The organism is Burkholderia sp. WTPI3 (assembly GCF_021483755.1).
GTDB lineage: Bacteria > Pseudomonadota > Gammaproteobacteria > Burkholderiales > Burkholderiaceae > Burkholderia.
The window spans coordinates 35,718-58,998 of record NZ_JAGIXF010000016.1 but is presented as its reverse complement, the minus strand read 5'-3'; the positions used below and the strand labels follow the sequence as shown (position 1 = coordinate 58,998).

26 protein-coding genes and 1 pseudogene are annotated in these 23,281 nt (G+C 62.7%); 12 read left to right on the top strand and 15 right to left on the bottom strand.

The features are described 5' to 3' along the window. Positions 1–197: 197 nt before the first annotated feature. From gyrB to dnaA, 3 genes are all read right to left on the bottom strand, one after another. On the bottom strand, positions 198–2,672 hold the full coding sequence (gene gyrB, locus J7024_RS11255) for a DNA topoisomerase (ATP-hydrolyzing) subunit B (RefSeq protein WP_124828250.1): 2,475 nt from the start codon (positions 2,670–2,672) through the stop codon (positions 198–200). A gap of 193 nt (positions 2,673–2,865) precedes the next feature. Then, positions 2,866–3,972, bottom strand: coding sequence for a DNA polymerase III subunit beta (gene dnaN / locus J7024_RS11250; RefSeq protein ID WP_006756934.1), 1,107 nt, complete (start codon positions 3,970–3,972; stop codon positions 2,866–2,868). A 169-nt stretch (positions 3,973–4,141) separates the two neighbouring features. Further along, positions 4,142–5,719: a chromosomal replication initiator protein DnaA gene (gene dnaA, locus J7024_RS11245; RefSeq protein ID WP_199568544.1), complete on the bottom strand. Its 1,578-nt coding sequence runs from the start codon at positions 5,717–5,719 to the stop codon at positions 4,142–4,144. A 421-nt stretch (positions 5,720–6,140) separates the two neighbouring features. On the opposite strand from dnaA, the gene rpmH reads away from it, so the two are divergent. The 4 genes from rpmH (at position 6,141) to yidC (ending at position 8,767) form a co-directional block, all read left to right on the top strand. After that, positions 6,141–6,275, top strand: a complete 135-nt coding sequence (gene rpmH / locus J7024_RS11240; RefSeq protein ID WP_004198824.1) for a 50S ribosomal protein L34 — start codon at positions 6,141–6,143, stop codon at positions 6,273–6,275. 15 nt (positions 6,276–6,290) lie between these two features. Next, positions 6,291–6,752: a ribonuclease P protein component gene (rnpA, locus tag J7024_RS11235; RefSeq protein ID WP_124828248.1), complete on the top strand. Its 462-nt coding sequence runs from the start codon at positions 6,291–6,293 to the stop codon at positions 6,750–6,752. A 75-nt stretch (positions 6,753–6,827) separates the two neighbouring features. Next, entirely contained in the window at positions 6,828–7,094 is a 267-nt protein-coding gene (gene yidD, locus J7024_RS11230; RefSeq protein ID WP_040142602.1) for a membrane protein insertion efficiency factor YidD, read from the top strand. An 8-nt stretch (positions 7,095–7,102) separates the two neighbouring features. After that, positions 7,103–8,767: a membrane protein insertase YidC gene (gene yidC / locus J7024_RS11225; RefSeq protein WP_124828247.1), complete on the top strand. Its 1,665-nt coding sequence runs from the start codon at positions 7,103–7,105 to the stop codon at positions 8,765–8,767. A gap of 116 nt (positions 8,768–8,883) precedes the next feature. Here yidC and J7024_RS11220 read toward each other — a convergent pair whose 3' ends face one another. Beyond that, positions 8,884–9,321, bottom strand: a complete 438-nt coding sequence (locus J7024_RS11220; protein ID WP_124828246.1) for a helix-turn-helix domain-containing protein — start codon at positions 9,319–9,321, stop codon at positions 8,884–8,886. 329 nt (positions 9,322–9,650) lie between these two features. Here J7024_RS11220 and mnmE point away from each other — a divergent pair, with 329 nt between their 5' ends. Then, positions 9,651–11,045 (top strand): tRNA uridine-5-carboxymethylaminomethyl(34) synthesis GTPase MnmE, encoded by a 1,395-nt coding sequence (mnmE, locus tag J7024_RS11215; RefSeq protein WP_124828245.1) that lies wholly within the window; start codon positions 9,651–9,653, stop codon positions 11,043–11,045. A gap of 137 nt (positions 11,046–11,182) precedes the next feature. On the opposite strand, the gene J7024_RS11210 is transcribed toward mnmE, so the two are convergent. The 4 genes from J7024_RS11210 to J7024_RS11195 all read right to left on the bottom strand — a co-directional run bounded on the left by J7024_RS11210 (position 11,183) and on the right by J7024_RS11195 (position 13,583). Continuing rightward, a complete protein-coding gene (locus tag J7024_RS11210; protein WP_124828244.1) occupies positions 11,183–11,647 on the bottom strand; it encodes an OmpA family protein in 465 nt (154 codons plus the stop codon). After that, entirely contained in the window at positions 11,648–12,364 is a 717-nt protein-coding gene (locus J7024_RS11205; protein WP_124828243.1) for a M35 family metallo-endopeptidase, read from the bottom strand. It abuts the gene before it with no gap. 4 nt (positions 12,365–12,368) lie between these two features. Then, positions 12,369–12,914 carry a hypothetical protein gene (locus tag J7024_RS11200; RefSeq protein ID WP_124828242.1) on the bottom strand — a complete coding sequence of 182 codons (546 nt, stop codon included), beginning with the start codon at positions 12,912–12,914 and terminating at the stop codon, positions 12,369–12,371. A gap of 213 nt (positions 12,915–13,127) precedes the next feature. Further along, the gene (locus tag J7024_RS11195; RefSeq protein WP_234745044.1) at positions 13,128–13,583 is read right to left on the bottom strand and encodes a PAAR domain-containing protein; all 456 of its coding nucleotides are present in this window, start codon (positions 13,581–13,583) and stop codon (positions 13,128–13,130) included. Between the two features lie 126 nt (positions 13,584–13,709). On the opposite strand from J7024_RS11195, the gene J7024_RS11190 reads away from it, so the two are divergent. After that, positions 13,710–14,702 carry an IS5-like element ISBmu23 family transposase gene (locus J7024_RS11190; RefSeq protein WP_007182917.1) on the top strand — a complete coding sequence of 331 codons (993 nt, stop codon included), beginning with the start codon at positions 13,710–13,712 and terminating at the stop codon, positions 14,700–14,702. A 308-nt stretch (positions 14,703–15,010) separates the two neighbouring features. Further along, the gene (locus tag J7024_RS11185; protein WP_124828241.1) at positions 15,011–15,268 is read left to right on the top strand and encodes a hypothetical protein; all 258 of its coding nucleotides are present in this window, start codon (positions 15,011–15,013) and stop codon (positions 15,266–15,268) included. A 71-nt stretch (positions 15,269–15,339) separates the two neighbouring features. On the opposite strand, the gene J7024_RS11180 is transcribed toward J7024_RS11185, so the two are convergent. From J7024_RS11180 to J7024_RS11165, 5 genes and pseudogenes are all read right to left on the bottom strand, one after another. Next, positions 15,340–15,498, bottom strand: coding sequence for a hypothetical protein (locus J7024_RS11180; RefSeq protein WP_175751034.1), 159 nt, complete (start codon positions 15,496–15,498; stop codon positions 15,340–15,342). Between the two features lie 112 nt (positions 15,499–15,610). Continuing rightward, positions 15,611–15,802 (bottom strand): diguanylate cyclase domain-containing protein, encoded by a 192-nt coding sequence (locus tag J7024_RS37490; RefSeq protein WP_199568542.1) that lies wholly within the window; start codon positions 15,800–15,802, stop codon positions 15,611–15,613. Further along, positions 15,748–15,978, bottom strand: a pseudogene (locus tag J7024_RS37485) (hypothetical protein); the annotation flags it as partial. The pseudogene J7024_RS37485 and the gene J7024_RS37490, both read right to left, overlap by 55 nt. Positions 15,979–16,038: 60 nt before the next feature. Beyond that, positions 16,039–16,287: a DUF2795 domain-containing protein gene (locus tag J7024_RS11170; protein WP_124828240.1), complete on the bottom strand. Its 249-nt coding sequence runs from the start codon at positions 16,285–16,287 to the stop codon at positions 16,039–16,041. 88 nt (positions 16,288–16,375) lie between these two features. Then, complete coding sequence (locus J7024_RS11165) at positions 16,376–16,546, bottom strand: hypothetical protein (RefSeq protein WP_162840546.1); 171 nt, start codon at positions 16,544–16,546, stop codon at positions 16,376–16,378. A gap of 153 nt (positions 16,547–16,699) precedes the next feature. Between J7024_RS11165 and speG the strand changes: the two genes are divergently transcribed. After that, the gene (gene speG, locus J7024_RS11160; RefSeq protein WP_124828239.1) at positions 16,700–17,242 is read left to right on the top strand and encodes a spermidine N1-acetyltransferase; all 543 of its coding nucleotides are present in this window, start codon (positions 16,700–16,702) and stop codon (positions 17,240–17,242) included. Positions 17,243–17,547: 305 nt separating this feature from the next. Here speG and J7024_RS11155 read toward each other — a convergent pair whose 3' ends face one another. Beyond that, positions 17,548–18,540 carry an IS5-like element ISBmu23 family transposase gene (locus J7024_RS11155; protein WP_007182917.1) on the bottom strand — a complete coding sequence of 331 codons (993 nt, stop codon included), beginning with the start codon at positions 18,538–18,540 and terminating at the stop codon, positions 17,548–17,550. Between the two features lie 416 nt (positions 18,541–18,956). On the opposite strand from J7024_RS11155, the gene sap1 reads away from it, so the two are divergent. Beyond that, complete coding sequence (sap1, locus tag J7024_RS11150; protein ID WP_124828238.1) at positions 18,957–19,304, top strand: surface attachment protein Sap1; 348 nt, start codon at positions 18,957–18,959, stop codon at positions 19,302–19,304. A 176-nt stretch (positions 19,305–19,480) separates the two neighbouring features. Continuing rightward, positions 19,481–20,035, top strand: a complete 555-nt coding sequence (locus tag J7024_RS11145) for a YaeQ family protein (RefSeq protein ID WP_124455812.1) — start codon at positions 19,481–19,483, stop codon at positions 20,033–20,035. 10 nt (positions 20,036–20,045) lie between these two features. Here J7024_RS11145 and J7024_RS11140 read toward each other — a convergent pair whose 3' ends face one another. Next, positions 20,046–20,459 (bottom strand): VOC family protein, encoded by a 414-nt coding sequence (locus J7024_RS11140; RefSeq protein WP_124828237.1) that lies wholly within the window; start codon positions 20,457–20,459, stop codon positions 20,046–20,048. A gap of 439 nt (positions 20,460–20,898) precedes the next feature. Between J7024_RS11140 and ada the strand changes: the two genes are divergently transcribed. Next, positions 20,899–21,990 (top strand): bifunctional DNA-binding transcriptional regulator/O6-methylguanine-DNA methyltransferase Ada, encoded by a 1,092-nt coding sequence (gene ada / locus J7024_RS11135; RefSeq protein ID WP_124828236.1) that lies wholly within the window; start codon positions 20,899–20,901, stop codon positions 21,988–21,990. Then, positions 21,987–22,964: a DNA-3-methyladenine glycosylase family protein gene (locus J7024_RS11130; protein WP_234745043.1), complete on the top strand. Its 978-nt coding sequence runs from the start codon at positions 21,987–21,989 to the stop codon at positions 22,962–22,964. The genes ada and J7024_RS11130 overlap by 4 nt, the downstream gene beginning before the upstream one ends. The last annotated feature ends 317 nt before the right edge of the window (positions 22,965–23,281 follow it).

Here is a 23,281-nt window from a genome sequence, read left to right as displayed (position 1 = left end):
GCCTCACACACTAAATTCCGGATACCTCCGCCTCACCCGCAATAAATATCACCCCTATAGAAAAATGGGTCTGTAAGTATCTCGACTTACAGACCCGGCGGTCTCTGTACAGAGCTCTCTATGCCACCAAATATCAGCGGCTATTGAAAAGCGAAATCCATAAATTTCTCAGTTTATGCGTCCGTCTACATACTGGTTCAAACGTCAATATTCCCCGCCCGCAACGCATTCGATTCAATAAACGCCCTACGCGGCTCTACATCATCCCCCATGAGGGTAGTAAAGATCCCATCCGCCGCAATAGCGTCCTCGATCTGCACACGCAGCAGTCGCCGCACCGCCGGATCCATCGTCGTTTCCCACAGCTGCCCGGGGTTCATCTCCCCCAGCCCCTTATACCGCTGCTTCGACACGTTCCGCTCGGCATCCGCGAGCAGCCACTTCATCGCGCTCTTGAAGTCGGTAACAGCCATACTGCGCTCACCACGCTTGATAACCGCCCCTTCCCCAATCAGTCCCGTGAACGTATTCGCCGTAGCCACGAGCTGCTGATAATCGGCCGTGTGCTGGAACTCCTGATCGATGACCGAAACCCGCACATTCCCGTGATGGGTGCGTTCGACATTGAGCGACCGCTGCTCCCGAACCGGGTCATACGAAGGCACCACGCGTACTTCGTTCTTCAAAGCCTCGTCATGCAACGCAGCGTGCAGCGCCTTCGCCGAAGCCTCCGTCGAAGCCTCGGTGGAGAGGTCGATCGCCACCCCGTCCATGATCGCCTCGAGCGCCGCCGGGTCATACAGCCGGCTCAACCGATCGATCACGCTCTGCGACAGCAGATACGACCGCGCCAGTTCCCCGAGCGCGTCGCCGGAAATCGCCGCCGCATTCTCCCCAGGCACCAGCTCCGACCCTTGCAGCGCCAACCGCAGCATATGCGCGTTCAGCTCCACATCGTCCTTCAGATACCGCTCGTCCTTGCCCGCCTTGATCTTGTAAAGCGGCGGCTGCGCGATATACACATACCCGCGCTCGATCATGTCCGGCATTTGGCGATAGAGGAACGTGAGCAGCAGCGTCCGGATGTGCGCACCGTCGACGTCCGCGTCGGTCATGATGATGATGCGGTGATAGCGCAGCTTGTCGAGGTTGTAATCGTCCTTGCCGATCCCGCACCCGAGCGCCGTGACCAGCGTCACGATCTGCTCCGACGACAGCAGCTTGTCGTAGCGCGCCTTCTCGACGTTCAGCACCTTGCCGCGCAGCGGCAGGATTGCCTGGAACTTGCGGTCGCGCCCTTGCTTCGCCGACCCACCTGCCGAGTCGCCCTCGACGATGTAGATTTCGCACTTCGCCGGGTCTTTTTCCTGGCAGTCCGCGAGCTTGCCTGGCAGGCCGACGCCGTCGAGCACGCCCTTGCGGCGCGTCATCTCACGAGCCTTCCGGGCAGCATCGCGCGCCCGAGCAGCCTCAACGATCTTCCCGCAGATGATCTTCGCGTCGATCGGCGTTTCCAGCAGGAATTCTTCGAGCGCCTTCGCGACGACTTCCTCAACCGGCGCCCGCACTTCGGACGAAACCAGTTTGTCCTTCGTCTGCGAGCTGAACTTCGGCTCCGGCACCTTCACGGAAAGCACGCACGACAGCCCTTCGCGCATGTCGTCGCCGGTCGTCTCGACCTTCGCCTTCTTCGCGATTTCGTTATCGGTGATGTACTTGTTGATGACGCGCGTCATCGCGGCTCGCAGGCCGGTCAGGTGAGTACCGCCGTCACGCTGCGGAATGTTGTTCGTGAAGCACAGCACGTTTTCGTTGTAGCTGTCGTTCCACTGCATCGCGACTTCGACGCCCACACCGTCCTTCTCGCCGATGGCGTGGAAAACCGTCGGATGCAGGTTGGTCTTCGTCTTGTTGATGTACTCGACGAAGCCCTTCACACCGCCGGCGAACGCGAAATCGTCTTCCTTGCCGCTGCGCAGGTCGGTCAAACGAATCCGCACGCCGTTGTTCAGGAACGAAAGCTCGCGCATCCGCTTCGCGAGGATGTCGTAGTGATACTCGACCGTGCCGAAAATGGTCGGATCGGCCATGAAGTGCACTTCGGTGCCGCGGTTCTCGGTATCGCCGGTCACCAGCATCGGCGACACTTCTACGCCGTCCACCTTCTCGAGCACGCGGTCCTGCGCGATGCCGCGATGGAACTCCATGAAATGCTTCTTGCCGTTGCGGCGCACGGTGAGGCGCAGCCAGCTCGACAGCGCGTTCACGCACGACACGCCCACGCCGTGCAGGCCGCCGGACACCTTGTAGCTGTTCTGGTCGAACTTGCCGCCGGCGTGCAGCTCGGTCATCACGATCTCGGCGGCGCTGCGCTTCGGCTCGTGCTTGTCGTTCATCTTCACGTCGGTCGGAATGCCGCGGCCGTTGTCGGTCACGGTAATCGAGTTGTCGACGTGAATCGTCACCTGGATGTCGTTGCAGTACCCGGCCAGCGCTTCGTCGATCGAGTTGTCGAGCACCTCGAACACGAGGTGGTGCAGACCGGTGCCGTCCGACGTGTCGCCGATGTACATCCCGGGGCGCTTGCGCACCGCTTCCAGACCTTCGAGGATCTGGATCGACGAGGCGCCGTAGCTGCTGTTATCGGGTTGCGAATTGTGCTGTTCACTCATGGATATCTTCCGGTTCTGCGAGGCCACTCTCGTGGCGGCGCGGTGCGTTTCAGCGAGAGAAATCGCCGGGCCGCTCCAGTTTCCTGGCCCGTTCGAGGTGCCGTCAGGGCACCAAAGGGACGGGTTGTCGGTTCACCATAAAAACGCCAAAGGGGCTTGACGCCCCCTGGTGTGTGTCGCGATGTCGAGCGCGTCAGATGCGCATCGGCATCACGACATACTTGAACTCGTCGTTCTCGGGCACGGTAATCAGCGCGCTCGAGCTGGCGTCGCCGAGACTCACCTGCACGGTGTCGACCTTCAGGTTCGCGAGCACGTCGAGCAGATACGTGACGTTGAAGCCGATGTCGACGGTATCGCCCTGGTACGCGATTTCGAGTTCTTCCTGCGCCTCTTCCTGATCGGCGTTGGTCGACATGATCTTCAACTGGCCCGGCGCGATGATGCAGCGCACGCCCTTGAACTTGTCCGAGGTCAGAATCGCCGCGCGTTGCAGCGAACGCTGCAGTTCTTCACGGCCGATCTCGAACGTGTTCTTGTGCGCCTTCGGGATCACGCGCTGGAAGTCGGGGAACTTGCCCTCGACGAGTTTCGACACGAGCTCGACCTGGCCGAACGTGAACTTGGCCTGGGTTTGCGCGATGTCGATGGTGACGGTGTCATCGATGTCCTCGAGCAGGCGCTGCAGCTCGAGAATCGTCTTGCGCGGGACGATCACTTCCTGGCGACCGAACGTGCCGCCTTCGAGCTTCATCGACGAGAACGCGAGGCGGTGGCCGTCGGTGGCCACGGCCATCAGCTGGTCGCCGTCGACGACGAGCAGCATGCCGTTCAGGTAGTAGCGGATGTCTTGCTGCGCCATCGCGAAGTGCACCATGCCGAGCAGCTGGCGGAACGACTTCTGCGGGACGGTCAGGGTGGCGCCGAAATCCTTGGCCTGCGCGACGGTCGGGAACTCGTCGGCCGCGAGCGTTTGCAGTGCGAAGCGGCTCTTGCCGGACTGAACGGTGAGGCGCTTGTCGGCGAGCGACAGCGTGACCTGGCCGTCGGGCATCGCGCGCAGGATGTCGAGCAGCTTGCGGGCCGCGACGGTGGTGGCCACCTGGTCGCCGCCCACGCCGAAATCGGCGCGCGTGGTGATCTGCAGCTCCAGGTCGGTCGACAGGAACGAAACGTCCGGGCCGTTCTTGGTGATCAGCAGGTTGGCAAGGATCGGCAACGTATGGCGGCGTTCGACGATGCCGCTGACCGTTTGCAGCGGCCTGAGGAGTGTGTCTCGTTCGGTCTTGACCAGTTGCATAGAGTTCCTTCGTTGAGTAACGGCCTGCAGCGCAGCAGCCTCGCAGCGCCCCGCCGGCCGGGCTCTTGGCCCGCCACCACCGGGGCGGTCAAACCAGTATTGTGCCTCAAAACCGAACCGCCCCCCTTAAATTGGGGCGGAGGCCGAATTATCAAGCGTACCCGCGCGCTCAGCCCTTCAGCGTCTGTTCCAGCACGTGCAGCTCGTGGTTGAGCTGTGCATCCTTGCTGCGCTCGTCGGCGATCTTGCGCACGGCATGCAGCACGGTGGTGTGATCGCGCCCGCCGAACAGCTCGCCGATTTCCGGCAGGCTCTTCTGCGTGAGCTCCTTCGCCAGGTACATCGCAATCTGCCGCGGCCGCGCGATGTTCGCGGGACGCTTCTTCGAATACATGTCGGCGACCTTGATGTTGTAGAAGTCGGCGACGGTCTTCTGAATGTTCTCGACCGAAATCTGCCGGTTCTGCACGGTCAGCAGGTCCTTCAGCGCTTCCTTGGTCAGCTCGATCGAGATCTCGCGGCCGTGGAACTTCGAATACGCGAGGATCTTGCGCAGCGCGCCTTCGAGCTCGCGCACGTTGGAGCGCAGGTGCTTCGCGACGAAGAACGCGACGTCCTCCGACAGGTTCACGTATTCCGACTGCGCCTTGCGCATCAGGATCGCGACGCGCATCTCGAGCTCGGGCGGCTCGATCGCGACGGTGAGGCCCGAGTCGAAACGCGAGATCAGGCGATCGTCGATGCCCGAAATCTCCTTCGGATAGGTATCGCTGGTGATGATTACCTGCGCCTTGTTCGCGACGAGCGCCTCGAACGCGTAGAAGAATTCCTCTTGCGTGCGCGACTTGCCGGAGAAGAACTGAATATCGTCGATCAGCAGCAGGTCGAGCGAGTGGTAGTAGCGCTTGAAGTCGTCGAACGCCTTGCGCTGGTACGCCTTCACCACGTCGGACACGTATTGCTCGGCGTGGATGTAGCGGATCCGCGCGCCGGCCTTGTCGAGCAGCAACTGGTTGCCGATCGCGTGGATCAGGTGGGTCTTGCCGAGGCCGACGCCGCCGTACAGGAACAGCGGGTTGTACGAAATGCCGGGGTTGTCCGCAACCTGGATCGCGGCGGCGCGCGCGAGCTGGTTGGCCTTGCCGGTCACGAAGTTGTCGAACGTGAGCACGGGGTTCAGCTTCGAACGTTCGTACATCGAATCGGCTTCGCCGCCATTGGCGGGCGCGGCACCGGGGCCCGGACGCCAGGTTCGGCGGCCGGCGGCCGCTTCGTGCGCGGGCAGGCTCGGCAGGTCGATGTCGGCGTCGTCGACGTTCAGGCGGTGTGCTGCAGCCGCCGACGGCGTCATCGGCACGTCGGCCGGCGCGCTGGGTGCGGCGGCGGCATTCGCGGTCAGGTTGGCGGCGATCGCGGCCACGGTGGCGGCGGGGCCGCTCGGTGCAAGCGGCGCACGCGGGGCAGCCGGCGCGGCGCCTGCAGCGGCGCTGCGCATGCCGGCCTTCGGATCGAGGACGAACTGGACTTCGATCGGCGCATTCCAGAAATCCCGGGCCAGATCGGAGATGCGGCCCGAAAACTGGCTCTTGACCCAGTCCAGCTTGAAGCGGTTCGGCGCGGCGATGGACAGCGTGTTCGCCGACGCATCGAAGGCCACCGGGGCCAAGGGTTTGATCCACGTCACGTACTGCTGGGGCGTTAGCTCGCGCTCCAGCAGTGCGGAACAGTGTTGCCAGAAATCGTTCATCAAGTAACTGTCGTTTTTTGCGTGCACAGCGCGGCTCGCCGGCGCCCTTGTGGCGGTTGCGCAACAAGGCCCGAAGCGGTCGTGCGAGCGTGCCTCGGACGCCTGCGTCACAGTCGTGGAGAGGCAGGCGGGCGCCGAAGCGGCGTGCGGGATTCTTGGAGATAAGGCGAGATTCTAACGCCAAACGCGGCCACAGCGGGACTTATCCACAGGCTGTGGCTGTGGGGCGCGGGGCCGGATCGGCGGGGGCCGGCACAGGCGGACGACTCCTAAAGTATTGACCGCCAAGAGAAAAACGGTTTAAATAGCGGGTTCCGCGAAAACCAATCCTGTATTCCCGGCGATTGCGTTCGCCCGAATGCCTCCGGTTAAGGGCACGCGGTCCCCTGAATTTCGACATTCTCGAACAAGTGAGAACATCATGAAACGTACTTACCAACCGTCCGTGACGCGCCGCAAGCGCACCCATGGCTTCCGTGTCCGCATGAAGACGGCAGGTGGCCGCAAGGTCATCAACGCTCGCCGCGCGAAGGGCCGCAAGCGCCTGGCCATCTAAGGCAGGTTGCGCGCTGTGTCCGCCGTCCGCAGTCCTGCGGAAGGTGCCGTCGAGTCGGGTGCGAATCCGTCGCAGACGAAAGCCGCCTTCCCGAAAGCTGCGCGACTTCTGAAAACGGATGAATTTTCATCCGTTTTTCGTTTGCGCCCCTGGCGGCGTTCCGCGCACTTCGTGATCTACGGCAAGCCGACCGGTCAGCCTGCTCGTCTGGGGCTCGTCGTCGGCAAGAAGTATGCGCCGCGTGCAGTCACGCGTAACCTCGTGAAGCGGCTGGCGCGCGACGCGTTTCGCTTGCGCCGGGCCGAATTCGCCGGTTACGACCTGCTGCTGCGGCAGCACACGCGCTTCGACAAGAAAGCGCTGCCGAGCGCGGCTTCCGCCCCGCTCGCGGCGATGTGCGCGGCCGAAATCCGCGAGCTGCTCGACAGGGCGGCCCGGGAAATCGCGCGCCGGGCGTCGAAGCCCGCGTCCGAGTGACGCATCCGTCCATGGTGCGGCGTTCGCGCCCGCCCGGCCGGTTTTGACGCGGCGTCGTACGGCGCCGCCCAAGGTATGGAAACGGTATTGATCGCCTTGCTGCGCTTCTACAAGGTTGCCGTGAGCCCTATGCTCGGCAACCGTTGCCGTTTTTATCCTTCCTGTTCGGATTACGCGCGCGAGGCAATCCAGTATCATGGCGCCGCGCGCGGCACGTATCTCGCCGTCAGGCGCGTGTGCCGATGCCATCCGTTTTCCGCGGGCGGCGTCGACCTCGTCCCGCCGCCCAACTCCGACACTCGCGCTCGCGGCGAAGCCGACGCGCGGTCCCATCGACTCTGAGACAACGCATGGATATCAAACGCACCGTCCTATGGGTGATCTTCTTCATGTCAGCTGTCATGCTGTACGACAACTGGCAGCGGTCCCATGGACGCCCGTCGATGTTCTTCCCGAGCGCTACGCAGACGGCCCCCGCGGCCGGGGCAGGCGGTGCATCGGGCACGGGCGCGACGACGACCGCAGGTGAAGTGCCTGCCGCCGCAACCGGCGCAGCACCGTCGACGACGGCACCGGCCGCGCAGGCGCAGCTCGTGAAGTTCTCGACCGACGTGTACGACGGCGAAATTGACACGCGCGGCGGCACGCTGGCGAAGCTGACGCTAAAGAAGCAGGGCGACGGCAAGCAGCCCGACCTGTACATCACGCTGTTCGACCACACGGCGGGCCACACGTATCTCGCGCGCACTGGCCTGCTCGGCGGCGACTTCCCGAACCACAACGATGTCTACACGCAGGTCAATGCGGGCCCGACGTCGCTGACGGGCGACCAGAACGCGCTGAAGCTGTCGTTCGAATCGCCGGTGAAGGGCGGCGTGAAGGTCGTGAAGACCTACACGTTCACGCGCGGCAGCTACGTGATCGGCGTCGACACCAAGATCGACAACGTCGGCACGGCGCCTGTTACGCCGACGGTCTACATGGAACTGGTGCGCGACAACACGGCCGTCGAAACGCCGATGTTCTCGCACACGTTCCTCGGGCCGGCGGTCTATACGAACCAGAAGCACTTCCAGAAGATCAACTTCAGCGACCTCGACAAGAACAAGGCCGACTACGAGACTTCCGCCGACAACGGCTGGGTCGCGATGGTGCAGCACTACTTCGCGTCGGCCTGGATTCCGCAGCAGGGCGTGAAGCGCGACATCTACGCCGAAAAGATCGATCCGGCGCTGTACCGCGTCGGCGTGAAGGAGCCGGTCGCGACGATCGCCCCGGGCCAGTCGGCTGACGTGCAGGCGCGCCTGTTCGCCGGTCCGGAAGAAGAGCGCATGCTCGAAGGCATCGCGCCGGGTCTGGAGCTCGTGAAGGACTACGGCTGGGTGACGATCATCGCGAAGCCGCTGTTCTGGCTGCTCGAGAAGATCCATGGCTTCGTCGGCAACTGGGGTTGGGCGATCGTGCTGCTCACGCTCCTGATCAAGGCCGTGTTCTTCCCGCTGTCGGCTGCAAGCTACAAGTCGATGGCGCGCATGAAGGAAATCACGCCGCGGATGCAGGCGCTGCGCGAACGCTTCAAGGGCGATCCGCAGAAGATGAACGCGGCGCTGATGGAGCTGTACAAGACCGAGAAGGTCAATCCGTTCGGCGGTTGCCTGCCGGTCGTGATCCAGATCCCGGTGTTCATCTCGCTGTACTGGGTGCTGCTCGCATCGGTCGAAATGCGCGGTGCGCCGTGGATTCTGTGGATTCACGACCTGTCGCAGCGCGATCCGTTCTTCATCCTGCCGGTGCTGATGGCCGTCTCGATGTTCGTGCAGACGAGCCTGAACCCGACGCCGCCGGACCCGGTCCAGGCAAAGATGATGAAGTTCATGCCGATCGCATTCTCGGCGATGTTCTTCTTCTTCCCGGCAGGTCTGGTGCTTTACTACGTCGTGAACAACGTGCTGTCGATTGCACAGCAGTACTACATCACGCGCAAGCTTGGCGGCGGCAAGAAGAAGCCGGCCTGACGCTCGTGGCACACGCTGGCGGCAAGCCGCCAGCGATGCACGTAAAAAAGCCGCATGGTTTGATCCATGCGGCTTTTTTGTTTCTGGTGGGGAGCGCGTACGTCGATCGTGCCCGGTCAGGCCTTCTTCGCTTCAAGCTTGGGGTCGCCGCCGTAGAACTGCTCGATCAGTTCCTGAACGAGGTAACGCTGATGCGGTGGTAGCGCCTCGATCTTCGAGGCGAGTTCGATCGTCTCGGGCGTCGGCGGATAGCGCTCGTCACGCGGCAGCGGTTGCGGCGTCGTATGCTCGTTCACGCTCGGCGACGGGCCGTAGTGCAGCCAGTGCAGTTCGACGCGCAACCAGTTGGCGAGCGTTTCGAGTTTGTCGGGTGTCGGAATCGTGCGGCCCGTCAGCCATTTGTGCGCGGTTTGCGGTGACACCGGCTGCGCACCGCGATGGCGCAGATTGAACCGGTTCGCGAGCTCCGTCGCACCGGCGACCTTGTCGGGGCTGCGCCGCAAGGCGAATTTCAGGCGTTCCGAGAACGCTGCTTTTTCTTCGGGTGTCGGCATGGGGGTGATTGTGCAATTCCGCCGACGCGTCTCAGACAACCATATAGGATAAAGATATCCTATTCAGACGAATCTCAACCCGATCCGGAGCAGGCGGTGCAATTGGGGGCCTCAGCGTTGGGCCACCACATCGGGCATACTCGTCCGAAACAGGCCGCGCGTGACGGCGCCCCATTGATACTCGACTTAGCTCCGGCGGGATAAATTCGGGCGAGTCCGAAACCGACGTGGCGCCCGGTGGCGCGCGGGCCGGCACGCTACAATGCCGGCGTTCCGGTGCCCGAACTGTTGCGCGGGCGCACCGTTCACCCTCTGATTACCCGATTCCCATGCTTGCTACCGACTCCGATCCGATCGTCGCCATTGCCACCGCTGCCGGCCGGGGCGGCATCGGCGTCGTCCGCGTGTCGTTCGGGCGCGGCGGCGAGGCGGCCGCGCTGCCGCTGATCGACGCGCTGTGCGGGCAGCGGCTTGCGCCGCGCCATGCGAGCTACGTGCCGTTCCTCGATGAACGTGGCGCGCCGCTCGACCGCGGGATCGCGCTGTATTTCCCCGCGCCACATTCGTACACCGGCGAGCATGTTCTGGAACTGCAGGGGCACGGCGGGCCGATCGTGATGCAGCTGCTGCTGCAGCGCTGCCTCGATGCAGGGCGCGGTTTCGGGCTGCGGCTCGCGGAGCCGGGCGAATTCACGCGGCGTGCGTTCCTGAACGACAAACTCGACCTTGCGCAGGCCGAGGCAGTCGCCGACCTGATCGAGGCGAGCACCGAAGCGGCGGCGCGCTCGGCCGGGCGCTCGCTTGATGGCGCGTTCTCGCGGCAGATCCATGCGCTCGTCGAGGACGTGATCACGCTGCGGATGCTGGTCGAGGCGACGCTCGATTTTCCGGAAGAGGAAATCGACTTCCTGGAAGCGGCCGATGCGCGCGGCAAGCTCGCGAAGATTCGCGAGCAACTGGCGCACGTGCTCGGCGATGCGCGGCAGGGGGCGCTGCTGCGCGAGGGGCTGTCGGTGGTGCTGGCGGGGCAGCCGAACGTCGGCAAGTCGTCGTTGCTGAATGCGCTGGCCGGCGCGGAGCTGGCGATCGTCACGCCGATTGCGGGCACGACGCGCGACAAGGTCGCGCAGACGATTCAGGTCGAAGGGATTCCGCTGCACATCATCGATACGGCCGGGCTGCGCGAGACGGAGGACGAGGTCGAGCGCATCGGGATCGCGCGCACGTGGAGCGAGATCGAGCGCGCGGATGTCGTGCTGCATCTGCTGGATTCGCGCACGGGGATGACGGCGGACGACGAGACGATCGCCGCGCGGTTCCCTGGCGGCGTGCCGGTGGTGCGCGTGCTGAACAAGACGGATCTCACCGGAGTGCCGGCGTGCGTCGAGCATCCGGCGGCCGAAGGCGATCTGACGGAAGTGCATCTGTCGGCGAAGCGCGGCGACGGGATCGACATGCTGCGCGTGGAACTGCTGCGGATCGCGGGGTGGCAGGCGGGGGCCGAAGGTGTCTATCTGGCGCGCGAGCGGCATCTCATTGCGCTGCGCGCCGCGCAGGAACATCTAGCGCAGGCGGCCGATCATGCGGAGCAAAGGGCCCAGTCGCTCGATCTCTTTGCCGAGGAGCTTCGGCTCGCGCAGGAGCAACTCAATGCGATTACGGGGGAGTTCACTTCCGATGATCTGCTGGGGGTGATTTTCAGCAGGTTTTGTATCGGGAAATAACCGGTCGTCGCAAGGTTGCGGAGCAAGTCTACGGACGCGAGGTGCTCGTCGAGGTGGGCAGGGGCGCAGCTTGCACGAGCACATCAATACCCATCCGCTGGTTGGGTATTCAAGAATGTGACTGGCGGCAAGCGAGATTACATGCCATCACAACAGTTGTCGGGACACCCTGGGCTCACTTGAACGGTAACTTCACGGGCATCTGAGGTCGCTTCGGCTATGCTGCTCGCCGAATAAATCTCCGTCTGTATTTGAAATGGTGCATTTATCAGACCATTGCCTATGGCGATTTTTGCCACCTCGGTGGCTCGCTTCCGTGCAAGTAGGTCGTAGTTGACTTCATTTTTTGATGCGCTGCCAATCACATCGATCCAATTTTGAATTGGATATCTTGAATTAATTTTTGAAATCCATTGATTCAATTTGACTTGTTCGGATTCTGAAATCTCAAAACTATTTTGTGAAAAAGAAACGAAGAATTGTTGCGATGGTAGATTTTGTGAGCCACGGCATTCTGCCGTCGCAAGCGTGGGCAGGGAAAGTGAGATTGCAATAGAGGCTGCTACCGTTGCGATCCGAGTCATCATATTTAATGCGCTCATTTATTTTGTAAATTTTTCTTCGCCATAGATCACATACCCGGTGAGTGTATCCGCGTTTCGCAGTGCCAGGTCTGGATTTTCTCGTGCCCACATAACCGCAGTGGGATCGAGCCCGTATCGAGGGTCGCCACTTCCGAAGGTATCCGTGAAATGTGTTACTTCGTGAATGAGGGTGGATAGACGGGAATCTCTGAACATGCTCTGATCATGTAAGCCGTCGCAAAATTTCATGCTGATACTTATAAGTCTGCGTTCAGTATTTGGGCCGCACACGTGAGCGGCCTCAAGGTCCAGATTGCTCGTGTTGGGTACGCAGCCGAGCATTCGATCCAGGTTCGGGTCGGATCGAACGAGATTGTGTGGTGAAAGCGTTTTGAGAACGGATAGGTGGCGTGTAAAGCCTTCGAGAAGATATTGTTGTGTATTTTTATCGCATCGGTTGAACCAATACATCATCCTATCTTTTGTTTTTTCGTTGTATAGATTTAAATCAGCGACTCTGCGCTCAACCAAAATGATGGCCCATTTTATCAGCCGTGACGCCATAATCCTGAATTCTCTATCAGTCATGTTCGGGCAAATCGGCGTCGTATCAATTGATACGTAGACCATCGATCCTGGGTTTGTGTTCGTGACAGCGCCAGAATGAACAAGAAACCATTCCTTGTTTTCGCCAACGTCGAAATCGTATTCGCTTTTGTCCGAAAAGTTGTTCATTTCGTCAATGTCCGGTTGTATAGATTTTCAACGATGCTGCTGCGTCTGTAGCGATTCGAGAGGTTTGCCCAGCGGAGTCTGTGGTCCCCGTGAAGATTTGCCCCGTCTCGGCGACGATTCGATAGCAGACGTTTGCAAGTCGGCGGCCCGTTTGATCGAGCAAGATGTATTGCTCATCGTGCGTGGCATCCGGTGGCACGGGCGACAAGTGGGCGGCGCCGGGCCTTTGTCCGTTCAACGCCTCGACCTCGGCGGCGGTGAAGATCATTCGCATGCCGCGCTCGGCGTAGAAGACCGGCGACGGATTGCAGCCGCAGACATTGATATCCCCGCTCAATGCCCACTGCTTGCCGTTCGGGCCTGTACCCGGCCAGCGCGGCCCCACCGGTGCGATGTATCCGTCGCGCTCGCACGCCGTACAGTAGGTTTTCATATCGAGCGTGGCGATACTGACGCTCGGAGGTGGGTTCGAACACGTCACACTGTCGAGCCCTTCGACAATCACCGCATTCCTGGCGCGATCACCTTTGGCGAGAAAGTAGCGAATCATCGCGACGACCTCAGCGCGGCTGGAGTGAACTGAAGACGATTTCAAAAACAACGGAGGAGGCAGTCCCCTCTCGCTCGGGACTATCAGTGATCGTGTCGCCGTTATCGAGTTCGCTGCCGACAAAGGCAAGTAGCGTGAAGTCAGGACGATCGGTTAAACCCAGTCCACTCACAATGTGCGCGGTCGAACCGTCGGGATAGTGGATTGCGTCGCCTACGGTCGCCGCCTTACCCAGGTGCTGCCCTGCCTCCAATGTGCCAGACGGCTCGCACAATACGCCACCGCGTGCCGTCGTCGCACCACGTACCGCTGTCGGTAAGTGCGCGGTGGGGGCGGCGGCACATAGGCAGGATCGAACAGTCCGGGAACGCGCTGCCCCTGCGGCACATGAATGCCCCATGAGGTGCGCAGCGTTTCGGTAATGCGGTCGCCGTTGCTCAAGCGACTGCCGACCAACGCAAATGGTTTGCCGTTGCTGTGGGTACTCCCGGCCCCGTCAACAATTGCGGCTTCGCTGCCGTCGTCGTAGGTCACTACGTCTCCCACGCGGGCCACTTGCAGTCCGGCCAACTCGAGGCCGCTGGTCGCTGTACTGACGCGTCCTCCGCGTTCCGTGAGTGAACCAATGGTCACGAAAAGATGCGTTGGTGCTTTGTGTTCGTTTTTCATCCGATTTTCCCGTCTCGGTAAGTGGAATGGCTCGCCTAGGGAAACACTGATCAATTCGGCTTGGCGGTCATCGCTGACGAGGCCAAGGGCGTTGTAGAAAGAAGCTCACGGAACGGACCCACGACGATGCAGCGGCAGATCGGTTTTGCGGAAGCGGAAAGTGCGGGCAAGAAGCGGGTGACCAAGCGTCAACGCTTTCTGGCCGAGATGGAGAAGGTCGTCCCTTGGTCGCGGCTGCTGTCGGTGATCGGGCCGTATTACCCGAAGGGCGAGCGTGGCCGGCCGCCGATTGGCCTGGAACGGATGCTGCGGATCTACTTGCTGCAGCAGTGGTACGGGTTGTCGGACGAAGGGCTTGAAGATGCGCTCTACGACAGCATCGCGATGCGCGCCTTCGCGGGCATCGACCTGGCGCGCGAGAACGTGCCGGACGCCACCACGCTGTTGAAATTCCGGCGCCTGCTGGTCGAGCACGCACTGACGCGAAAGCTGTTCGACGAGATCGGCATCGAGTTGTGCGAGCGCGGGCTGATGATGAAGGAAGGCACGCTGGTGGATGCGACGATCTTCGAGGCTGCGCCGTCCACGAAGAACGCCGGGAAGAGCCGTGACCCGGAGATGCATCAGACGAAGAAGGGCAACGACTGGTATTTCGGCATGAAGGCCCATGTCGGCGTCGACGCCGACTCGGGTCTGGTGCATAGCGTGGTCACCACGGCGGCCAACGAGCCGGACGTATCGCAGGCCCACGCCCTGCTGCACGGTCATGAGCAGGAAGCGTTTGGCGATGCGGGCTACACCGGCGTGGACAAGCGCGAGGAGATGAAGGGCAAGACGGTGAAGTGGCACGTGGCGCTCAAGCGCGGAAAGATCAGGGCGATGCAGGAAGGTCCGCTGAAGGACCTCGTGATCGCGGTCGAGCGAACCAAGGCGCAGATCCGCGCCCGGGTCGAGCATCCGTTTCATGTCGTGAAGAACCTGTTTCGTCATCGCAAGGTGCGCTACAAGGGTCTAGCCAGGAACACGGCACAGCTGTTCAGTCTGTTCGCGCTGGCGAACCTGGTGATCGCGAAAAATCAGCTGTTGTCGACTCATGGGAGCAATCCGTCATGTGTGTGAAAAACGCGGGAAGTGAGGCCCGAATACGAGCGAAACTCACCTCGCATGTCGTCAAATTCCTACGTCAATCTGAAAATTGCAACCTGCCTCGTCCGTTATGCGGACGACAGGCTCATTGATCAGCGTTTCCCTAGAGACGCTATTCCAGGTAAGAAACTTGGATCAATCAGACGAATATGATTAGGAATCTATAACTACTAGGAATTGTTCCGTTTTACGGGTTGTGTCGGCCGGGTGCATGAAATCGCATCGATTGAGCGGCAAGATTTGATGAGTTGCTCAGAGGCGCAAACTGGACGACGGTCGATGTGCAAGCGATCGACGATGTGTTGGGCGAAGGGGATTTCTGGCCGATGTCCTATATCGACGGCAAGCGGCCGTACGGCGACCACACCTACTATCAGTTCGACATGGCCGAACTGCTGGGCGAGCCGTACGAACGGGATGCGCGAGGCAACCCGATCAAGGACGCGAAAAAGGATGCGCGGCTCGAGCGTTTCCACTGCGAAACGCTCGCTGCGCTAGAGGTATTTCTGATGCACGCGGGCGTGACCAAGGCGGCTTGATTGCGTCGCGATCCGGATCGTCGATCGTGCCTCGGAAGACGCTCATCGACGCATCCGGATCCGTGCCTGCATCAATCCCAATGACGATGGTGGTAATACCCGCCACCGCCGTAATACCCGCCACCGTCAGGCACCACGATACAACCGCTCAGCAACACGGCGACGCTGGCAATCAGCAAAAGGGTTTTCTTCATCGCGTTCACCTGCTTGGATTCGAGATAACCCAGCATAGCGAGCGTCGTCAACACCGGCTGTAAGCGATCGTTTCCCCGTTCCGCAATCCGTAACGGCGGATTATTCCGGTCACAATGACCGTAACAAATTGCCAATCCGCAGACGTTTTCAGGCCACCGCGACCCGGTTTCGCCCCGCATCCTTCGCGCGATACAACGCGGCATCGGCGGCCTCGATCAATGCGTCGGGCGTCGACAACGCATCCTGCGACACGGTCGCGCATCCGACGCTCACACTCAAACGCCCAGCAGGTTCAGCGTCGTGTCGGTGAGGCAGGCGAGCACCGCGATCGCGAGCCACATGTCGAGCGTCGTGCGCAACCGGCCCGCAGCCAGCACGGCAACGAGCGCGAGCGCATTGAGTATCCAGACGACGAGCGCGATCCCGTTCACGGGCAGCACGGCCGCGCTGCCGGGCGGACGGAACGCGGGCGGCAGCGTCACGTTCAGCGCGAGCGCGCACAGCAGCGCGGCGGCATGCAGCCGGCCGCTGCGCGATCCGGTGCGGCCCGATCCTATCGCGTTACTGGCGCGCGCTCAAATACCGAGGCCAGGCCCGAAGTTGCCGGCGACCCAGTGCGTGACGGCATCGACGTCCGCGTAATCCTGCTCGGGCAGGCCGTCGAGCATCGACAGCACTTCGTTACTCGCGCCGGCGTCGCGCGCGGCGTCGACGATCGCATCCTTGTTTGCCGGATAGCGGACCGCCGAGAGCACGTCTGCGATCTGCAGATCGATCGCTTCGTGAGGGATATCGTGCGCCGGGGGTAAGGGTTTGTCGTTCACGTCGTCGTCTCGCTGGTTGAGCGGGAATCGGTTCGATGCGGAAGGTGTTGCACCGTTCGGGGCGGCCAGCACGGGGATGTCGATTGGCTCAGTGCCCGCGCCGCGCGCGGCGCCACGGATGCTTCCAGTCGATGTGCGGCGCGTTTTCGTCGCGCGGGTGCTGGCGCCGATGCTCCTGCCAAAGCTCGTCGGAGAACAGTGCAGCCACGATCACGAGTGGCAGCACGAGGAAAATGCCGAGTATGACTTGCTCGATCACGATAGCCTCCTTGCGGTGGCAGGAACCGTTGCCCCCATTCTAGGCTCTGAACTCGGCCCGCGGTCAACTTCTTACAACGCGAAACGCGCGGCGTTCGGCGCAGTGCCGCCGGCGCGTTTCGCACGCGCGCGGACATCAAAAAAGGACACGAACATGCAACTCCAGAACGACAACCACACGCTCGCATTGCGGCCGCTGGAGCGCCAGGATCTGCGCTTCGTCCACGAATTGAACAACGACGCAAAAATCATGCGCTACTGGTTCGAGGAGCCGTATGAAACCTTCTCGGAGCTGTCGCAACTGTATGACCGCCACGTGCACGACCAGCGCGAGCGCCGCTTCGTCGCGGTCGATACGCAGGACGAACTCGTCGGCCTCGTCGAGCTGATCGAGCTCGACTACATCCACCGACGCGGCGAGTTCCAGATCATCATCGCGCCGCAATGCCAGGGGCGCGGCTATGCGGGCCAGGCGACGCGTCTCGCGATCGAGTACGCATTCAAGGTGCTGAACATGCGCAAGCTTTACCTGATCGTCGATACGTCGAACGCCGCGGCGATCCACGTGTACGAGAAATGCGGATTCCAGCACGAGGCGGAATTGAAGGAAGAATTTTTCGGAAACGGCGCGTATCACAACGCATATCGCATGTGCATCTTCCAGCGCGATTATTTCGAGCGCGCACAAACGGACTGAATAAATCCGGGTAGAAACACATGACGGAATTCACCGCGCTGCCGCGCTGCCGCGGGTGCGACGCATGCGGGGAAATCCGGGTAAATACGAGAACGCTTATACCTGGCATTTTTCTTGTATCAGGTAATTACTGCCTCGCATTGCGGTAAATTCATGTCGCATCGGACGACTTTAGGGAAACGCTGATCAATGAGCCTGTCGTCCGCATAACGGACGAGGCAGGTTGCAATTTTCAGATTGACGTAGGAATTTGACGACATGCGAGGTGAGTTTCGCTCGTATTCGGGCCTCACTTCCCGCGTTTTTCACACACATGACGGATTGCTCCCATGAGTCGACAACAGCTGATTTTTCGCGATCACCAGGTTCGCCAGCGCGAACAGACTGAACAGCTGTGCCGTGTTCCTGGCTAGACCCTTGTAGCGCACCTTGCGATGACGAAACAGGTTCTTCACGACATGAAACGGATGCTCGACCCGGGCGCGGATCTGCGCCTTGGTTCGCTCGACCGCGATCACGAGGTCCTTCAGCGGACCTTCCTGCATCGCCCTGATCTTTCCGCGCTTGAGCGCCACGTGCCACTTCACCGTCTTGCCCTTCATCTCCTCGCGCTTGTCCACGCCGGTGTAGCCCGCATCGCCAAACGCTTCCTGCTCATGACCGTGCAGCAGGGCGTGGGCCTGCGATACGTCCGGCTCGTTGGCCGCCGTGGTGACCACGCTATGCACCAGACCCGAGTCGGCGTCGACGCCGACATGGGCCTTCATGCCGAAATACCAGTCGTTGCCCTTCTTCGTCTGATGCATCTCCGGGTCACGGCTCTTCCCGGCGTTCTTCGTGGACGGCGCAGCCTCGAAGATCGTCGCATCCACCAGCGTGCCTTCCTTCATCATCAGCCCGCGCTCGCACAACTCGATGCCGATCTCGTCGAACAGCTTTCGCGTCAGTGCGTGCTCGACCAGCAGGCGCCGGAATTTCAACAGCGTGGTGGCGTCCGGCACGTTCTCGCGCGCCAGGTCGATGCCCGCGAAGGCGCGCATCGCGATGCTGTCGTAGAGCGCATCTTCAAGCCCTTCGTCCGACAACCCGTACCACTGCTGCAGCAAGTAGATCCGCAGCATCCGTTCCAGGCCAATCGGCGGCCGGCCACGCTCGCCCTTCGGGTAATACGGCCCGATCACCGACAGCAGCCGCGACCAAGGGACGACCTTCTCCATCTCGGCCAGAAAGCGTTGACGCTTGGTCACCCGCTTCTTGCCCGCACTTTCCGCTTCCGCAAAACCGATCTGCCGCTGCATCGTCGTGGGTCCGTTCCGTGAGCTTCTTTCTACAACGCCCTTGGCCTCGTCAGCGATGACCGCCAAGCCGAATTGATCAGTGTTTCCTTAGGTGCGACGCATCAAAGTCGCGCCGCTATTGAAATGAATTATCCAAACCGTTCAATCGGGGTGTTGTAACTTTGCTGAAAGCCTTGTCGGCCAGTGCTTTGCGCTCGACGGCGCGGGCCTGTGCGCCGCACGCCAGGCGTCGCCGCGCATGCGCGGCACGCGAAAATCCGGCGGTGCGCAGGGTGCGACAATCGGCCGCTATTGCGATCGCACAACAAATGTGCTTGATATCGCTTGCCGGTCTTCTAAAGTGAAAAACGCGGGTTCACGATCACCTTTAAACACATAGCTAACCCAGCCTGGTGCCCGCAAGCCTGGAGACAAATATGATGAAGCGAGCCGGTGTCCTTTTCGCCCTTGTCGGCGCATTTTCCTTCGTGTCGATTGCCCAGGCAGACGGAGATTCGGTCGTCAAGCCGAAGCAGGAAATCCAGCTGACGAAGAATGCATGGGGCTGTCTGTCGAAAGACAATCTGGACTCCGTACTGAGTCATGAGCGTGACGGCAAGTCGCAGGCGAGGCAGCAGTACTTCGACGACTACCGTTGCCTGTCGGTGCCGGAAGGCCAGCGTTTCCGCGTGGTGTCGGTCGATCAGGGCGACGTGCAGTTCGTGAGCGCCGACAACAGCGACCAGCAAGGCCTCTGGACCGATTCGCGCTTCGTCAAGCAATAACCCGCAGCGCACCTCTCGCCATCGCGCACCGGCCGTGCACGCCGGTGGCGCGGCCTGAATGCGGCCCGGCCGATGCCGGGCCGTCGTGCTGTGGCGCACACATCGCGCGCCGGGCGGCGCGCATTCGGTATCATCACGACCCGACCGAACCGAATGCCCGCCCGGGCCGTATCCGCATGGCGCTGAAATCCACGATCTACAAAGCCGAACTGCAAATCGCCGACATGGATCGGCATTACTACGCCGATCACGCGCTGACGGTCGCGCGTCATCCGTCGGAAACCGACGACCGGATGATGGTGCGCATCGTCGCGTTCGCGCTGTTCGCGCACGAGCGTCTCGAGTTCTGCAAGGGGCTGTCGGACGTCGACGAACCGGATCTGTGGCAAAAGGACCTGACGGGCGCGATCGACGTCTGGATCGAGGCAGGCCAGCCCGACGAGCGGCGCATCTCGAAGGCCGCCGGCCGAGCCGGACAGGTCACGGTGATCGCATACGGCGGCAAGACGTCGGATATCTGGTGGCAGGGCGTGCGCAGCAAGGTCGAACGGTTGCGCAACGTGCAGGTGCTGTCGCTGGCCGATGGCGTCGCGACTGCGCTCGGGCGGCTGGCCGAGCGCACGATGCGCCTGCAGTGCACGGTGCAGGACGGCGCCGCATGGATCTCGAGCGCCGACCACGATCCCGTTGCGGTCGAATGGACCGTGCTGAAGGCGCGCGCGGACGCGTGAGCACCCACGCTCAGCCGAGCGCGGCGGGCGGCCCCTTGAATTCCAGCATGTTGCCTTCCGGATCGAACAGATAGATCGACGGCCCGTAGCCGCCCGCACCGTAGCGTTCGGCGGGGGCGCCGGGCCGCGCGCCGCAGGCGGCGAAATGCTCGGTCAGCGCGGCGGGATCGAACGGCTCGACGCGCAGGCACAGGTGATCGAGGTTGCGTCCCGTGCCCGGCGGGCCGCTGTCAGGGCGATCGATCGGACCGCCGACCGACAGCAGGTCGATCAGCGCGTCGCCCGCGCGCAACTGCACGAGGCCGAGGTCGGGCTGTTCCTTCTCCACGTGGCAGCCGACGGCATCGCAGTAAAAGCGCGTCATCGCGGCCATGTCGGTCACGCGCAGCACGACGTGATCGATTGCGCGGATGGTCGGTTTCATGAACGGGCACTCCTTCGCGGACAGCGTGCACCGAGTGTAGACCGCACCGGCGACGCGCGCCGGAACAGCCACGATCGAGGGACGAAAAAAAGCCCGTTCACGCAGAGCGGAACGGGCTTAATCCATATCAGGAGGAGACATGGAGGAGACAGTTCCAACTATACACACGGCGATGGTGCGTTGCAATATTTCGAGTGTAAAAAATCGTGAGGATGGCGATTTGTCGCAGCCGCACTGCAGCAAAAGGGTGACGGAACGATGACGAAGGCGGCGCCCGGGCAGCAGCGGCGCGGCTTTTCGTCTGATCGACCGATTTCGATATGCCCCCGGTTTATGTCCCGCTTTCGCCGACGCGAATCACAGAGCAAGATTCAGGGCGCGACGGGATGTGCCGATGTCTAGAGTAGGTACCATCTACACTAGAGCGTGCGAGGTTCAGATGAAAACCGCCTATCCGACCGACGATGCCCGCTGGGGCGCCGTGACCGCCCGCGATCCGCATGCGGACGGCGCGTTCTTCTATGCCGTGCGCACGACCGGCGTGTTCTGCCGCCCGAGCTGCGCGTCGCGGTTGCCGCGGCGCGAGCACGTGTCCTTCTTTGCCGATCCGGCCGCCGCACGTGCAGCCGGGTTCCGGCCGTGCAAGCGCTGCCAGCCGGAAGGGCTGCCGCGCGAGCTGGAAATCGTCAATCGCGCGTGCGCGGTGCTCGACGCGCATGCCGAGCGGCTCACGCTGCAACAACTGAGCGACGCCGTGCACGTGAGCCCGTTCCACCTGCAGCGGCTCTTCAAGCGCGTGGTCGGCGTGTCGCCGCGGCAGTACCAGGCCGCGCAGCGCGGCGCCGCGCTGCGGCAGGCGCTGCAAAGCGGACAACCCGTCACGCAGGCTGCCGTCGACGCGGGCTTCAATTCGCCGTCGCGGCTCTATGCATCGGTGCCGCGCGAGCTCGGGATGGCGCCGTCCGCGTTCCGCCGCCAGGGCGCCGGCCTGCGGATCGACTATGCGACCGCGGCGACGCCGCTCGGCACGGTGCTTGTCGCCGCGACCGAACGGGGCATTTGCCGGATCGCGTTCGGCGACGCGTCGGGCGCGCTCGTCGCCGAGCTGAAGGACGCGTTCGCGCGCGCCGAGCTGGTTGAAGCGCCGTCGAGACTTGCGCCGTTCGTCGCGCAGATCCGGGCATACCTGGACGGCACGCGACACGCGTTCGACCTGCCGCTCGACATCGCGCCGACCGCGTTCCAGCAGCGCGTGTGGGAAGCGCTCACGCATATCCCGTACGGCGAAACGCGCAGCTATTCGGAGATCGCCGAGGCGCTTGGCTCGCCGCGCGCGGTGCGGGCCGTCGCGTCGGCATGCGCGTCGAACCCGGTCGCGCTCGCGATCCCGTGTCACCGTGTCGTGCAGAAGGGCGGCGCGCTCGCCGGATATCGCTGGGGCGTGCGCCGCAAGGCGACGCTGCTCGCATCCGAGGCGCGCCATGTGCATGGCGATGAAACCGATGTCGTTGCAGAGGGAAACGCAGTTTGAGCATTGAAAAAACCGCGATCACGTCCACCACGGACGGCGGCCATGTGCCGCCGTCCGCGCAGATGGAACTGCGTTTCAAGGCGCCGTACGACTGGGCGCGCGTGCTGCGCTTCTTCAGCGGACGTGCGATTCCGGGCGTCGAGCAGGTCGTCGACGGCATGTATCGCCGCATCGTCGATCTGAACGGCGGCGCGGGCCGGCTCACCGTCACCAAGCATCCGCGCAGGCATTGCCTGATCGCGACGGTCGAAGGGGCGGCCGCGCGTCATGTCGACGACACATTCGCGCGCCGTATCGCGTCGATGTTCGACCTCGGCGCCGATCCTGCCGCGATCGGCGGCGCTCTCGCGCGCGATCCGTGGTTCGCGCCGCTCGTCGAGGCCGCGCCGGGATTGCGCGTGCCGGGCGCCTGGTCGGGGTTCGAACTCGCGGTGCGCGCGATCGTCGGCCAGCAGGTGAGCGTGAAGGCGGCGACGACGATCGTCGGCCGGCTCGTCGAACGGGCGGGCGAGCGCGTCGTGCATGAGGACGGCATGGCCGCTTCGCACGGCGGCCCCGCGTGGCGTTTTCCGACGCCGGACGCGCTTGCCGCGTGCGATCTCGAGAAGATCGGGATGCCCGGCAAGCGGGCGGCGGCGCTGACTGGCATGGCGCGCGCGGTGGCGGCCGGCGACGTGCCGCTCGAACCCGCGCATGCCGATCTCGGCACGCTGCGCAGCGCGTGGCTCGATCTGCCCGGCATCGGTCCGTGGACCGTCGAATACATCGCGATGCGCGCATGGCGCGACCCCGACGCTTGGCCGGCGTCCGATCTCGTGCTGATGCAGTCGATCACCGCGCGCGATCCGTCGCTCGACCGGCTGGCAAGTCAGAAGCGCCGCACCGAAGGCTGGCGGCCCTGGCGCGCGTACGCGGCAGCGCTGCATCTGTGGAACGACGTGGCGGACCGGGCCGGCGGCGCGCGGGGCGGGTGAGGGGTGTGTGGTAGCTGGTCACCCGGGGAGCGGGCAACGCCGCGATGCAGCCCGCGCGGGCCGAACGCCGGGCGGATCGGTCGGCCTCCTCATGGTTGCGCCCGCTGAGCGCGATTCGGCGAATCCGGCGCGGGCTGTGTTGAATGCACGGCGCGGTTCGCGTACGGCGAGCATGGGTTGACGGGTTCGGAAGCGCCGGTTGCACCTGTCGCCGCAGAGGTGCACGCCGTGTTCCGTCCGACGAATTCGCACCGATCGCCACGCTCGTCGGCATCGACGCGAAGCCGGCCGCGTACGACGCGATGGCTGCCATCGCC

Bases quoted from the DNA above. Each gene is read 5' to 3' on its own strand.
- gyrB (WP_124828250.1), bottom strand. From the start codon at position 2,672: ATGAGTGAACAGCACAATTCGCAACCCGATAACAGCAGCTACGGCGCC.
- dnaN (WP_006756934.1), bottom strand. From the start codon at position 3,972: ATGCAACTGGTCAAGACCGAACGAGACACACTCCTCAGGCCGCTGCAA.
- dnaA (WP_199568544.1), bottom strand. From the start codon at position 5,719: ATGAACGATTTCTGGCAACACTGTTCCGCACTGCTGGAGCGCGAGCTA.
- rpmH (WP_004198824.1), top strand. From the start codon at position 6,141: ATGAAACGTACTTACCAACCGTCCGTGACGCGCCGCAAGCGCACCCAT.
- yidD (WP_040142602.1), top strand. From the start codon at position 6,828: ATGGAAACGGTATTGATCGCCTTGCTGCGCTTCTACAAGGTTGCCGTG.
- yidC (WP_124828247.1), top strand. From the start codon at position 7,103: ATGGATATCAAACGCACCGTCCTATGGGTGATCTTCTTCATGTCAGCT.
- J7024_RS11220 (WP_124828246.1), bottom strand. From the start codon at position 9,321: ATGCCGACACCCGAAGAAAAAGCAGCGTTCTCGGAACGCCTGAAATTC.
- mnmE (WP_124828245.1), top strand. From the start codon at position 9,651: ATGCTTGCTACCGACTCCGATCCGATCGTCGCCATTGCCACCGCTGCC.
- J7024_RS11210 (WP_124828244.1), bottom strand. From the start codon at position 11,647: ATGAGCGCATTAAATATGATGACTCGGATCGCAACGGTAGCAGCCTCT.
- J7024_RS11205 (WP_124828243.1), bottom strand. From the start codon at position 12,364: ATGAACAACTTTTCGGACAAAAGCGAATACGATTTCGACGTTGGCGAA.
- J7024_RS11200 (WP_124828242.1), bottom strand. From the start codon at position 12,914: ATGATTCGCTACTTTCTCGCCAAAGGTGATCGCGCCAGGAATGCGGTG.
- J7024_RS11195 (WP_234745044.1), bottom strand. From the start codon at position 13,583: ATGAAAAACGAACACAAAGCACCAACGCATCTTTTCGTGACCATTGGT.
- J7024_RS11190 (WP_007182917.1), top strand. From the start codon at position 13,710: ATGCAGCGGCAGATCGGTTTTGCGGAAGCGGAAAGTGCGGGCAAGAAG.
- J7024_RS11180 (WP_175751034.1), bottom strand. From the start codon at position 15,498: ATGCTGGGTTATCTCGAATCCAAGCAGGTGAACGCGATGAAGAAAACC.
- speG (WP_124828239.1), top strand. From the start codon at position 16,700: ATGCAACTCCAGAACGACAACCACACGCTCGCATTGCGGCCGCTGGAG.
- J7024_RS11155 (WP_007182917.1), bottom strand. From the start codon at position 18,540: ATGCAGCGGCAGATCGGTTTTGCGGAAGCGGAAAGTGCGGGCAAGAAG.
- sap1 (WP_124828238.1), top strand. From the start codon at position 18,957: ATGATGAAGCGAGCCGGTGTCCTTTTCGCCCTTGTCGGCGCATTTTCC.
- J7024_RS11145 (WP_124455812.1), top strand. From the start codon at position 19,481: ATGGCGCTGAAATCCACGATCTACAAAGCCGAACTGCAAATCGCCGAC.
- J7024_RS11140 (WP_124828237.1), bottom strand. From the start codon at position 20,459: ATGAAACCGACCATCCGCGCAATCGATCACGTCGTGCTGCGCGTGACC.
- ada (WP_124828236.1), top strand. From the start codon at position 20,899: ATGAAAACCGCCTATCCGACCGACGATGCCCGCTGGGGCGCCGTGACC.